This is a genomic window from Bacteroides sp. 3_1_23, assembly GCF_000162555.1.
GTDB classification, from domain to species: domain Bacteria; phylum Bacteroidota; class Bacteroidia; order Bacteroidales; family Bacteroidaceae; genus Bacteroides; species Bacteroides ovatus.
Genome location: NZ_GG774957.1, coordinates 71,396 through 84,695, shown reverse-complemented (window position 1 = coordinate 84,695; position 13,300 = coordinate 71,396). Strand labels below are relative to the sequence as shown.

Here is a 13,300-nt window from a genome sequence, read left to right as displayed (position 1 = left end):
ATTAATATCTGTGCTGAACTGTGCTGATGTCTTCGCAAAAAAAAAATTAAAGTGACTTTCGAAGCCTTACTTCCGTTGGTAAGAACTTCTGAACCGGTACATTATTAAGAACGAAATTGGCCGCTTCGTTTCCCATCATTTCCCAATCAATACTCAATGAGGTTATTCCTTCGTCAATCACTTCGTAGGAAGGAATATCATTATACGCTAACAGACCGAAATCTTTTCCGCATTTCAGCCCTTCCAATCTTCCTTGTTTCACCACTTTTACTACATCTTGTTGCTTGATGGCGATATAGGCAACTCCCTTACGTACGATCAGATTCTCAATATCCTCCTGTATTTCACAGAGGAATCCTTGCTCCTGACAGAAACGGGTAAAATACACCTTACTGCTTTGGGGATGTTTCAGGCTTTTGGGAAACAAAAAAACGAGCTGGTGATAGTTCTTCAATCTTTCCTTGAGCAGATTCAATGCCTGATAGAAAAATTCATCAAAATCCTGGCAGATATATGAATACTTTTCTTTTTCGAATTTGCCGAAATCAAGGAGTAGTAATCTTGAAGGATTAATTTTATTGAGAACAGTGCTGAATTTTTCGTTATCGAAATTCATCACGATGTATTTGTTGTATTTCCCGATGGATTCCCGGAGGATCGTATTGAACAACCGTTCGTTGTATTGATGAAATAATAAGTCTACCTTATAGTTGATAGGCAGATGTCTGACGAAACTGTTATATAAGGCTTCTTTGAAAGGAGTATATTGGTCGAGCAGCAATAAGACATTGGTCACCTGGCTCGTCACATAATAACCCTTGCCGGGAGTGGAGTCGATCAAGCCTCGTTCGCGTAAATCAAGGAAAGCCTTGAAAACGGTGTCGCGTGATACTCCGTATTGAGCACTCAACTGATTGATGGAAGGCAAAGAATCTCCTTCAAGAAATTCTTTTCTGGAAATCGCCTGGCTAAGTGCGTCCGCTAGTTGCGTAACCTTGCTTGCCTGTTGTCCGAATGTTGCCTTTTTATCAATTCGTTTCATATTCGAAAAATAAATAACACTATGCTGAACTATGCTGATGCAAAGAAAGGCATTTTATTCTGAACGGAATAAATAATTTGATATGTTTTATAGCAGAAAACAATAAAAAAATCCCCTCCGGCGGACCGGAGAGGATTTATAGCTTTTCCTGATTTCTTGTTCGGAATCTGCTGAAATTTATTCAGCAGCAGCTTCTGTTGCAGGAGCTTCTTCAGCCGGAGCTGCAGCTTCCTCTGCAGGTGCTTCAGCAGCAGCTTTTTCAGCAGCTTCAGCAGCTTTCTTTTCAGCGAGTGCTTTTGCTTTCACTTCGTTGATCTTCTTTTCTGCTTCCAGACGTGCTTTTGCTTCAGCTTTCTTAGCTTCGTCTTGTTTAGCCTTCAAAGTAGCCAAACCTGACTGTTTGTTGTTTTTCCAAGCTTCGAATTTAGCTTCAGCTTCTGCTTCTCCGAATGCGCCTTTTGCTACACCGCCCAGAAGATGTTTCTTCATGTAAACTCCTTCACGAGAAAGAATGTTACGTACAGTGTCACTTGGTTGTGCACCTTTCAGTACCCATGCCAATGCAGCGTCGAAATTCAAATCTACTGTAGCAGGATTGGTGTTAGGGTTGTAAGTACCAATCTTCTCAATAAATTTACCATCACGTGGTGCTCTGCTGTCTGCAATTACAATTGAATAGAACGCGTAACTTTTACGTCCGTGTCTCTGCAATCTGATTCTAGTTGCCATTTTAAATAATTGTTTTTAATGATTGATTTGAATTATACTATTATCTCGTAATAGCGGGCACAAAGATACGGCTTTTCTTTTGATTGACAAACATTTCGCATCTTTTTTACGAATACCGTTTCGGATAGCGGAACAAAATTGCTAGCAGGGCGCATGCTCCCATTGTAAACGGATAGTAGAGATTTCCGATGATACTGATGGGGGAGATACTGGCAAGTCCCGCTGCAATCAGCATCTGCGCTCCGTATGGAATAATCCCTTGTATCAGGCAGGAGAAAGTATCGAGGATACTGGCTGTTTTTCTTCGGTCGAGATGGAATTTCACGGCAATATCTTTGGCAATCGGTCCTGTTGTTATAATGGCAATCGTGTTGTTGGCTGTACATAAGTTGGCGATACTTACCAGGGCGGCAATGCTTAGTTCGGCTCCTCTTTTACCATTGACGTGGCGGGTGAGTTTCCGGATAATGAAATCGATACCACCGTTATAACGGATGGTTTCGAGCATCCCTCCGGCCAATAGAGTGATAATAATCAGTTCTCCCATTCCTGTAATTCCCATTCCCATGGCACCAAACCAGTCGAAAATTCCAAAGCTGCCGGTCGCGATGCCAATGATGCCACTTGTCAATATACCTATTATGAGTACGAGCATCACGTTCATTCCGGCAATGGCTGTTCCTAATACTATTATATAAGGTATAACTTTGATCCATTCAATGGTCTGTGTTTGGGCGGGAGCGGTAATGAATAGTCCCTGAAATATGTAAATTCCCAACACAATGATGGCTGCCGGGACGACAATCATAGAATTTACACGGAATTTATCGCGCATTACACATTCCTGGGTTTTTGTCGAAGCGATGGTGGTGTCGGAGATAAAAGATAAGTTGTCTCCGAAAAAAGAACCGCCTACTACGACGGCTACCATAAAGGGGAGAGCTATTTCTGTCTTTTCTGCCAGTCCTACGGCAACGGGAGTAAGGGCGACGATAGTTCCTACGCTGGTTCCGATGGATAAAGAGATGAAACAGGCGGCAATGAAGATGCCTGCCAGTAACAGGTTATCCGGCAGAATATGCAGTGTCAGATTGACAGTGGCATCGATTGCTCCCATTTGTTTCGCACTATGAGCAAAGGCTCCGGCAAGAATGAATATCCATATCATCAGGAGGATATTTTTATTGGCAGCTCCCACGGAGAACTGATAGATGCGTTGGTCTAGTTTCAATCCTTTGGTAATAGCAATGGCGTAGCAGGAAGAAACAAGGAAAGCCACCGTGATAGGCACTTTATAAAAGTCGTTGACAAGAATGGAAGTTACCAGGTAAAGGCATAAGAATACGAGCAACGGACTTAATGCCCACCAACTTCCGGTGCGGTTTTTATGTATTTTTTCTTCAGTCATAAATGGAATATGTAGATATTCGTTTTTTGCTTTTGGTTCTCTGTCTCTTAAAGTAAAATAATACGCTTCTGCATGATTTCCGTCAGTTGTGCTTTCAACAGGCGGGCATTGATAGGTTTAGGCATATAGCCGTCAAAACCGCTTTCCATCACCCGTTGTTCATCCGAAGCATAGGCAAAAGCCGTAATGGCGATAATAGGTACCTTGGCAGAATATTTGCGTATTTCTTTAGTTGCCTCGTAACCGTCCATGACCGGCATATTGATGTCCATCAATATAATCTGCGGATTATATTGCTTGAACATTTCCACCGCCTCTTGTCCATCCCAGGCATGGATTAATTGATACTCTCCCTTTAGTATGGATGCGAACAGTTTGTAGTTACTTTCATTATCCTCGGCAATCAGAATGGTAAACTTGTTTTTTTCTATACTTATCGGCTGAATTTCCTCTTTTTTTATGCTTTCTTCTACGGCTATTGCGGCTTTATATGGCAGCGTGAACCAGAATGTTGAGCCTTTGCCCTCTTCCGAGTCTACTCCGATGGTACCTCCCATGTGTTCTACCAGAGTCTGGCAGATAGAAAGTCCCAGGCCAGTGCCTTGTTCGAAACTATTTAATTTGACGAAGCGTCCGAAAATGCTCTTTTGCTTGTCTTTGGGAATGCCACAGCCAGTATCGCTGACATAAAAATAGATCTCTTTGCCGCGGAGTTCATAGCCAAAACGAATGTATCCTTCAGTGGTGAATTTGATGGCATTACTTATCAGGTTGATGAGCAATTGTGACAGCCTGTTCTTCTCTGTATGGATAAAGCAATTTTTCTCTGCCAGATGGCAGGTTAGCTGTACTTTTTCAGATTTTATTTTTAATTGTAATGAGCTCGTTAACTCGTTCAGCATTTTGTTCAAGTCTATGTTGGAATATTGAAATTCCAATGTTCCGGCTTCAATCTTTGATAAATCAAGAATGTCACTGATTAATTGTAATAACAAGGTATTATTGTTTTCAATGATGCTCACATATTCCTGCTTTTCCTCTTCCTCGTCTGTTGAAGCCAATATGCCGGAGAAACCGACAATAGCGTTGAGGGGAGTACGGATTTCATGGCTCATATTGGCGAGGAAGGCAGACTTCAGACGATTGGATTCTTCTGCCCGGTCTCTGGCTGTGGTCAATTCCATTTCCATCTTTTTCCGTGTGGTGATGACTAGTGAAGAACCGACCAGGGTGAGCGGCTTGCCGTTTTCGTCACGGGTCTCTACAGCGGCTTGAGCTTCCACCCATTCGATTCTGTGAATGTTATTCTGTACATTGATAACCCGGTATTCTTCCCTGACTTTATCCGATCGCCCTTCTATCAGGTCATCATAGGCTTTTTCTACCCGTTTACGGTCTTCTTTGAATATCTTTGAGAAATATTGGGAATCGGGCACTGCCAATTGTTCTTCATTCACGTCTTTATCGTTTGTGCTAAGCTCAATAGGCCTATTGATGTCGCAAAGTATGGTTTTGCTTCGCAAATCCCATTTCCAAGGCACGATATTGGCTACGTCCAGTGCCATTGCCAGTTTATTGTTGGTAGCACTTAGTTTTTGTTGTGCTTTGTGTAGTTCGGTGCTGTCCAGGCAGAAAATATCGACAATATTGTTGTGGTGAGTTCCTTTTAGTACTACATCATAGAAGGTGTCTATCTGTTTGAAATAATAGGGGAAAGTGATAGCCTTGTTTTCCGCAAGTGACATTTTGGTGAAATGCAGGAACTCCGGCATGGATTCAGGGAATATTTCACTGGCTTTCTTGCCTACTACATCTTCTTTACGGAAGAAACTTTTCTCGAAATGAGCGTTGACATTCCGGTATACAAGTTCTATCGGAGTGCCTTCTTCATTCATGATTAACTCTTCTTGCATATACAATATAGGCATATTGTTAATCAGGTTTTTGTAAGAAGTCATTGTGTCAATCTCTTTCTGTTGTATTTTCTTGAGCTTATTCAGATGACTGATGCGGTATTGGAAGAATAGGGCAAGCAGTATGAAGCAGACTATGGTTCCTAAAATAAAGTATCCGTACTGTTCCCAAAACGTAGGCGGCTTGTTAAAGAAAATAGTGCCCGGGGGACATAAGTATGGCGACATTCCTTTACGTAGCAAAACATTGTAGTTGATAGTCGGAGCGGCATCTGAAGGCTCGTAAAAAGGTATCTCGGATGCTTGTTTGCCATTCAATATTGATTGGATCGTTTGTATGATTTTCTGGCTGTATGCATGTTGATCGTAGATGTATCCGCCAATTATTCCTCCTGCGTTGTCCTTGATTGTCATCATCCCAAGGCTGAACAGAGGTGCGGAAGTCGTTGAGACTAACAGGTGTGAATTTGTAACTAGCGAGGTGTTGCCGGCAAAGGTGTGTTTGTAAAACCATGAAGAGAAAAGTATTCCTGTTGTTTTAGGATCAACGGTGTAAAGGGTGTCCAGCAAATGATTGGTTTGCATCTTCCGGGGCGATATGAATTGATAATTGATGTCGGGATGGCTCTTTTTCAATTCTTGTTTGATAACCATATTGTAAGTCTGGTTGTTTTGCCGTTCATCACCGATAAATATGAAATTTTTAATATCGGGAGTCATTCGGCAAATCAGGTCTATATTTTCTTTAATATAGAAATTGGAATGTAGGAAAGTGAGATTGTAAGGCTGCGCCATATCTGCAATCGGGGTTCTTACAGTCAACTCAACAGGCTTCTTTTGGAGATAAAATTCCTTCGGGCCGATGTAATCTTCTTCAGCACATAGTATAATCGGAATATTTCCCCACATCTTTCTGAAGTCGTCCCGTAATATCATGCTGGAGTTTCCGAGTAATATCAACATACGCGGAGAATGTCGCTTGTATTTTTCCAGAACTGCCTGTCTGAATTCATTCAAAGTGGAGTCTGTGTCCATCATTAGCATGTTCATGTGTTCGGTATAGAGTGCTAATTGAGGCGAATTCTGGGCATATTCGGTAATGGCTGAAATCATTCTGAAGCTCCAGGGAGCTGCTTCTGTATATGAATTAATGATTAAAAGATAATTTGACGAGTTCACTGAATCTTTTTGAGCTAGAATCGGTGATATGTAGGAAAAAGCTAATAGACAGAAAGACAAAAATAATTTTATTATATATGAGTTAATTATTTGGGTTTGAAAAAGAGTTGTCATTTTTAATTTAATTTTCTGGTGGCTTATTAAGTTTATGCATTGGCAAAAGTATTAATAATAAATGAATTAAACTTGATTCTGACCATAAAAAATGAATGAAAAAAAGACTTCAGGTCTTTTTCTGATTAACGGGCTTTTTATTCAATTTTATAGGGATACGCTTTTGTAGGGATGAGTAAACCAAAAACGCGAGCCGGTTCCCATCTCGGATTCCACTCCAATAGTGCCGCCGAGATGTTCGATAATGCTCCTGCAAATAGACAGCCCTAAGCCTGTGCCTTTTGAGAATGAATTGAGTTTCACAAAGCGGTCGAATACCCGGTCTACTTTGTCCGGTTCAATCCCCATTCCTGTATCAGCTACGGAAAATTCAATTTCACAGGTATCTTCTTTCAGATGATATTCAAGAAGAATCTGTCCCTTATTTGTAAATTTGAGGGCATTGTTGATAAAGTTTGTGATAACCTGCATCAGGCGTTTCTTGTCAGTATAGATATAAAAATTGGGTAGGGTGGGGGCTAGTAAAACTGGTACCGGCTTATCTTCTTTTATATCATAATTGCGTATAATATCTTCACAGAAGCTCTTAATGTCCAGATAATCCATGGTGAAGTCGAGTGTTCCAGCTTCTATTTTTGATAAGTCGAGAATGTCGGATATCAGTTGTAAAAGAAGTTCGGTGTTTTCTTGCATGATATCGACATAATCCTGACGTTCCTTTTTGTCATCCGATTCGACCAGTAAACTGGCAAAGCCGACAATCGCATTGAGCGGAGTACGGATTTCATGACTCATATTGGCGAGGAAGGCTGATTTTAAGCGGTCCAGGTTTTCCGCTTTTTCTTTGGCTATCCTTAGTTCTTCTTCTATTGTTTTTTGGTGGTCAATATCAACGCTGGTAATCACGTGTGCCATCTGTCCGTCTATCCAGGCGAATGCTGCACTGAATACCCGGAACCAACATTTGTCAAACGGGCGTTGATAATCCCAGGAGTAGACTTTGGTAGGTTGTCCATTTTCGTCAATCAAATGTTTTTTAGGACAGAACTCACATTCTCCGGTTTTATCTTTATAAAGAGCTTGCCAGCATTTTTTTCCTTCAAAATGTTCGATGCCTCCGTAAGGAGCAGCCATCGATTCATTGGCATATAACATATCATGAGAATCGAAAGAATTTACATATATGTCAACTCCCATATTATTCATGATGCTGCTTAACGTCTTGCTCGCCCGTACTTCTCTTTCTTTATATTCCCGCACTGCTATTTCCTTGGAGAGGGAGCCTAAAATGAGATGAATCATTTGCAGTTCTTCATCGGTGAAAGATATTGCATGTTCTCTGTCTCCAAATCCGATGAATCCGATAATTTTTCCTTCGGAGTCTTGAATTTGCCGGATTAGTAATGAATCGACTTTATAGAAATCCACGATGTCTACATCATCCCAAGAAGTATTTTGGTTTCTGCAAGCATAAAAAGGTTTGTTCTTTCCATTTGCACGGACAACATGTTGATTGGTCATTTCGCTGATTTCAAAACGTTGTCGCAAAACGTTGTCGTTATTTCCGACAGTTTCCTTTAGATAGAAGTAGCGAAATCCGTCAGTTTGATAAATGAATCCTCTTTTAAAGCCATAGTATTCGCAAATATCCGTAAGTGATTCTGTGATTTTTTTCTCAATAGAGTCACAGCTATTCAGTCTTTCTAAAAAATGAAGTAAAAATGCATTGTAATTCTCTCTTTCTCTAATCATATTGTTTTAGGCATCTTGTTTGGTTATTTAAACTCGGAAGGAGTATGCTGTTTATCTCTTTCAAGTCTTCAAGCTGCTAATATACGGACTTTTAAAAAATGATGAACGCTGTTTCAGATTTTTTGTAATGTTCCGTTTTTCTTTTTCTTGGTACGAAAAGAGAATGTGATATATGATATTTCCCTTGGATTTTAGTTAACTAACAATAATCATTTGAGAAATAAAGGAGTGAACACTTGTGCGGATTTATTGAATTGAATAATGATTGGGGAAGTTAGTCGGTCTTTGAATTTTTTGAATCTGTAAGTGATTGATTATTAATGCGCAATAAATGTACATTTTTCCTTTAAAACCAACGGGTCGTTCCTTTAAAAGAAACGACCCGTTGTACACCGAGAAACACACTGTTGCTTTTAAAGGAACGTGCTTTTTCATCTTCGGATGCGTAGATTAATATAATAATGTTTATATTTATTGTTTTATATCTACGTTGCAAACATTATTTTAATGCTTCGATAACCTGTGGCATCATTGTCCAAATGGTGTTTTCATCTTGAGCAGTAAAAAAGTTGCCATCTATCTCTGATTTCTTATCGGTAGCTGTTCCGTTTTGAATAGCTGGTTTAGCTAATGGGTGAACTGCTACTTTCTTCCCTTTGGTAATTCCGGTAAAGTCAAACATCATTGCACCGGCACAATGTCCGATCATCATTTTCCCTTTAGCTCCGAAAGTTTTAATGACTTGCATCAAATCTACGTTATAGGGTTTATCGGCATTCTGCTGAAATACAGGTACTGCATCCCCACAAGAGAAAACGAGTGCATCGAATTCATCTTCGTGTCCCTTCAAATTAGCGATCACATCGTCTGCTGTCAGGCTGATTCCTGAATTTGTTTTAATCTCCTTCGTATCCGATACGGCAAATACTTTATATGAAATGCCATTCTCGAAAAACGCTTCCAAATATTGGAATAATCCACAACCATTTACCGGATTCACTGCTAAAACTGCAACTTTCTTTGCCATAATCATAATTATTTAAATGAAACAATAGTTATTATTAGTAAGTTTATTACTTTTGTGATGCAAATGTATCTTTCTAGTTTGAGAAATGCAATAACGTACTTGAAAATAAGGAAGTTACATAGAGGTAACTATTGTTGGAACTCAATAAAATACAAAACGTTAAAGAATGAAAAACTTTCATCCGATAGGAAATTGTCCGATAAGAGATGTGCTTAGCCGCTTGGGAGACAAGTGGTCGATGCTGGTGCTTATTACGCTGAACGCAAACGGCACCATGCGTTTTAGTGATATTCATAAAACGATAGAAGATGTTTCACAAAGAATGTTGACTGTAACATTGCGTACTCTGGAATCAGATGGATTGGTTGAACGGAAAGTATATGCTGAAGTACCTCCCCGTGTGGAGTATTGTCTGACAGATACGGGTGGCACTTTGATTCCTCATATTGAAGGACTGGTGGGATGGGCTTTGGAGAATATGGATACTATTTTGGACCATAGACAAATGAGTCGGTAACATTTTTATTTTATGATAAAATAGATAATATGGAGATAAAGCTAGTAACTTCAGATAAAAAAGAATTTCTCGAATTATTACTCTTGGCTGATGAACAGGAAAGTATGATTGACCGGTATTTGGAGCGCGGCGATATGTTCGTTCTTTATGATAACGGATTGAAAGCTCTTTGTGTAGTGACTCGTGAAGGGGAAGGTATTTATGAAATCAAGAATATTGCTACCGTTCCTTTCTTTCAACGGCAGGGGTACGGAAAACGTTTAATCGAATTTTTATTTGAATATTATCAGGGAAAGTGTTCTGAAATGTTAGTGGGTACAGGCGATGTACCTTCTTCCAGATCTTTTTATGAACACTGTGGTTTCACGGTTTCTCACCGGATAAAGAATTTCTTTACTGACAACTACGATCATCCGATGTATGAGGATGGTGTGCAGTTGGTGGATATGATATATTTGAAGAAAACATTTTAGTGTGTAGTGAGTGAAGGAAGTTCAATCGTTTGGATGAAATAAAGAATTTTGTTTGTTTATGTTACTGTATGAATGAACGGCTTATTTATAACCTCCTATTGTATGAAAACGTGTTTGTCAATTTTTACAATTAAAGACTACGTTCTTAATAAACGTACTTTCGGTTTATAATAAACTTTTTGATAGTTTATTATAAACGGTATCAGAGTTTATTAAAAACTATTTTGAGCATTTTTAGAGATTCTATAGAATGAGTTAAGTAAAAATATAAACAAAATAGGGCAATGATCGTTAGATCATTGCCCTATGATATATCTGTATTAATACTAAAATGTATCAGTTTAAAGGTCCTTTATGTCTCTATTTTTCCTAGATTTTTCATTTCTCTTATTGCTTTTGTTTTCTCAAAGATACAAAATAAAAAGCCATTTGTCAAGCGTTTCAATAGAAAAGCCGATTATTCATTAAACCAGTCTATTTTCTTTGAAAAATACATCACTATTGCCAGAATGATAAACAGTCCTAAGCTGCCTGCCAATAATGCGAAAGTCTCTAGTTGGATAAGAACAAATATATAAATATAGAGTATACCTAACAATCCGGACATGATTAATGACGGTTTCTTTTTCTTGGTGATTCCGAACATATATCCGCCTACCAGTGTAATGGTCAGTGCGGAAGATAATAAATAGGCAGGGTTGAAGCCGATGTGTTCGGAGAAGGAGAGGAGCAAACTGTAGAATAGACAGAGTGCCAGTCCTACCAATAAATACTGCAAAGCATGAATACGAGTCTTATTCATTATTTCGGTGAAGAAGATCACTCCGAAAGTCAGTAAGATAATCAGGATTGCATATTTTGCAGAACGCATGGACTGCTGGTACTGTTCCACCGGAATTTTGAAATTCACACCGAAACTGGAGTTTTCAATATCTTTGATGTTCAAGGTGTTGTAGTCAGCCATCACCTGCGAATAATTCCGATTCAAGTTTAAAACCTGCCATTGCGCGGAAAATTCCTTCTCCGTAATATTCCGGTTGTTAGGCAGATAGTTTCCGGTAAAGCTCGGTGTATTCCAGTTGGCTTTCAGATCTACACGGGTTGTTTTACCCAACGGAATAAAGTTGAGTGACTGTGAACCTTTCAGTTTGATTTTTATTTCATAAGGGAGTTTTTTATTCTGCTTCAATTCCGACAAATTAGCGATCGCATGAACTCCGGTATTATCTATGCCTCTGTTGTCCATACCCGGCTCGAAGATGTAAACTGAATCTCCCAAAGTGATGCTGATTTGTTCGCTGATGCCACGCATATCGGTCAGATTCAGGCAAATAGCTGCCCTGTCAAACTGCAGCTGTTCCATATCTATTCTGCTCTTTTTCAATTCTTCCGAACTGAATGACCCTTTCAATGTCAGTTCCGATTGATATACATTGACCTCATAGATACTTCTTTTCAGGATTTCAGTCTTCAGTTGCCCGTTGACCATAAGCTCGTCAGGAAAAAGTATCAGGTCTTTGATGGAAACTTTCTTCTCGCCGTTGTTTTCAGTGACAACCGGATACTGGAGATTCAGGTAAGGGCCAGTGATGGTCTGTGCAAGACTCCATTTTTCACTTACCTCGTCGATAGCTTCTTCCTGGGTTCGTCCCCGTTCGGAAATAAGATTCTCAATCATGAACATGGGTATCATCAAGAGAAGGATTAATAATCCGATGATGACAACCTTGATTGTTTTGGAGAAACGGTGGAGACATCCCATAGGTTGCTGCGCCTGTTGCTCATTTGAATTTTCATTGAAAGCGTCCATAAGCCAGTAGTGTTTTGATGAATTATTTATTTTGATTTTAGAAATTTCTCTAAAGCTTCAATATGAGATTTGAAAGCTTCTCTGCCTTGCGGGGTTGCTTGAAAAACAGTTCGTGGCTTTCGTCCGACAAAACTTTTGTTACATACGATATATCCCAGTTCTTCCAGGGAACGGGTATGGCTGGCAAGATTGCCGTCTGTCAGAGAGAGCTGCTCTTTCAGAAAATTGAAGTCGGCTTCCTCATTTACCATCAGAATAGCCATGATACCGAGCCGGACCTTGCTTTCGAATGCTTTATTAATATATTGGAATGCTTCTATCATTTATGATCTCTTTCTTTCGTAGTGTAAATAGAACAATATGCCATAAAGAATATGGAAACCGCCGAAACCGATGGTCCAGAACAGCAGTGAATGACCTTCCCAAAAACAATCTACGACTCCCAGGCAAATGAAAGCATATCCTAACCATACGATACTGGAGTAAGTGAACTTGGATACGTTGACCAGTGCCAGTCCGTAAAATAAAAGCATGACGGAAGCCAGGATGTCATAATACTCATGCATCATGATGGAGATGCATAAAACACCTCCGGTCAGCATCGGAAGAGAAAAGTTCCACAATGCCCGGTAGGTGAGGCGGCTGAAAAATTTCTGTCCTGTCTTCTTGGATTTATAATAGGACAGGATGCAGGCGGTGACCGCAGCTGCTACCAATACGAGCGAAGCTATAATAGCCATTAGTTCGAGAGCAACAATTAAATGTGTGCCCGGGGTAATAACTTGTGTAGCGATGTATGCGCCAGCTAATGCGTAAATGCCCGCCATGATTGCAGCGAGACCACTTAGAGAGATAAACTTGGACGACTTTTCCATCAACTCTTTTATCTCATTTACCGATTCTAATGCTTTATCTTTATCCATATAAAAAGTACTTTGTGATACAAAGTAAGATAAAAGATTTCAGATGAACAAACTTTTTGCCGGTTCTTCGTCAAATTTGGTGGTACTTCTTCTATTGTGAATAAATAATCTTCGCTCTCAGTAGTTTAATTCCTGCCCTATTGTACATCTGTCTTTTTACCGCTTTAATTTTATTCACTGTCCCCTCCAGTAATCCGTTACTGAAGGGGATATCAATAGCTGCCTGTACTGCCTCCCAGTCTTTTTCAATACCATATGCAAAGTTCGTCAGTGCCATATTCCGTGTTGCCTTCGCTTTTTCAATCCACTTTCTAATATCCTTATCATAAGTGTTCCCATTAATCATATCTCTGAAATTCTGACACACGCTTAAAAGTTCTTTAATCTGCGGTGAGGACTTATACAGTTCCGCT

General features: G+C 39.7%; 12 protein-coding genes. 2 read left to right on the top strand and 10 right to left on the bottom strand.

Going from position 1 to position 13,300, the window contains the following annotated elements:
• Positions 1 to 46: 46 nt before the first annotated feature.
• From HMPREF9010_RS00970 to HMPREF9010_RS00995, 6 genes are all read right to left on the bottom strand, one after another.
• Positions 47 to 1,042, bottom strand: a complete 996-nt coding sequence (locus tag HMPREF9010_RS00970) for a GntR family transcriptional regulator (RefSeq protein ID WP_004300173.1) — start codon at positions 1,040 to 1,042, stop codon at positions 47 to 49.
• 177 nt (positions 1,043 to 1,219) lie between these two features.
• A complete protein-coding gene (locus tag HMPREF9010_RS00975) occupies positions 1,220 to 1,771 on the bottom strand; it encodes a 30S ribosomal protein S16 (RefSeq protein WP_004325681.1) in 552 nt (183 codons plus the stop codon).
• A 106-nt stretch (positions 1,772 to 1,877) separates the two neighbouring features.
• A complete protein-coding gene (locus HMPREF9010_RS00980) occupies positions 1,878 to 3,179 on the bottom strand; it encodes a Na+/H+ antiporter NhaC family protein (RefSeq protein WP_008651787.1) in 1,302 nt (433 codons plus the stop codon).
• 47 nt (positions 3,180 to 3,226) lie between these two features.
• Positions 3,227 to 6,385, bottom strand: coding sequence for an ATP-binding protein (locus HMPREF9010_RS00985; protein ID WP_032852977.1), 3,159 nt, complete (start codon positions 6,383 to 6,385; stop codon positions 3,227 to 3,229).
• A gap of 147 nt (positions 6,386 to 6,532) precedes the next feature.
• Positions 6,533 to 8,137, bottom strand: coding sequence for a GAF domain-containing sensor histidine kinase (locus tag HMPREF9010_RS00990; RefSeq protein WP_008651785.1), 1,605 nt, complete (start codon positions 8,135 to 8,137; stop codon positions 6,533 to 6,535).
• A gap of 499 nt (positions 8,138 to 8,636) precedes the next feature.
• The gene (locus HMPREF9010_RS00995; RefSeq protein ID WP_032852981.1) at positions 8,637 to 9,164 is read right to left on the bottom strand and encodes a DJ-1/PfpI family protein; all 528 of its coding nucleotides are present in this window, start codon (positions 9,162 to 9,164) and stop codon (positions 8,637 to 8,639) included.
• 166 nt (positions 9,165 to 9,330) lie between these two features.
• Between HMPREF9010_RS00995 and HMPREF9010_RS01000 the strand changes: the two genes are divergently transcribed.
• Together HMPREF9010_RS01000 and HMPREF9010_RS01005 are read left to right on the top strand one after the other, a co-directional pair.
• Entirely contained in the window at positions 9,331 to 9,681 is a 351-nt protein-coding gene (locus tag HMPREF9010_RS01000) for a winged helix-turn-helix transcriptional regulator (RefSeq protein WP_004300166.1), read from the top strand.
• A 29-nt stretch (positions 9,682 to 9,710) separates the two neighbouring features.
• Positions 9,711 to 10,154, top strand: a complete 444-nt coding sequence (locus HMPREF9010_RS01005) for a GNAT family N-acetyltransferase (RefSeq protein WP_004300165.1) — start codon at positions 9,711 to 9,713, stop codon at positions 10,152 to 10,154.
• A gap of 457 nt (positions 10,155 to 10,611) precedes the next feature.
• On the opposite strand, the gene creD is transcribed toward HMPREF9010_RS01005, so the two are convergent.
• The 4 genes from creD to HMPREF9010_RS01025 all read right to left on the bottom strand — a co-directional run.
• The gene (gene creD, locus HMPREF9010_RS01010; protein WP_008651782.1) at positions 10,612 to 11,964 is read right to left on the bottom strand and encodes a cell envelope integrity protein CreD; all 1,353 of its coding nucleotides are present in this window, start codon (positions 11,962 to 11,964) and stop codon (positions 10,612 to 10,614) included.
• Between the two features lie 26 nt (positions 11,965 to 11,990).
• Complete coding sequence (locus tag HMPREF9010_RS01015; RefSeq protein WP_004300162.1) at positions 11,991 to 12,287, bottom strand: winged helix-turn-helix domain-containing protein; 297 nt, start codon at positions 12,285 to 12,287, stop codon at positions 11,991 to 11,993.
• Positions 12,288 to 12,887 (bottom strand): hypothetical protein, encoded by a 600-nt coding sequence (locus HMPREF9010_RS01020; protein ID WP_004303838.1) that lies wholly within the window; start codon positions 12,885 to 12,887, stop codon positions 12,288 to 12,290. It lies immediately after the preceding gene.
• 91 nt (positions 12,888 to 12,978) lie between these two features.
• Positions 12,979 to 13,300: transposase (locus HMPREF9010_RS01025; protein WP_198139075.1), on the bottom strand; the 322-nt coding region annotated here is incomplete at its 5' end.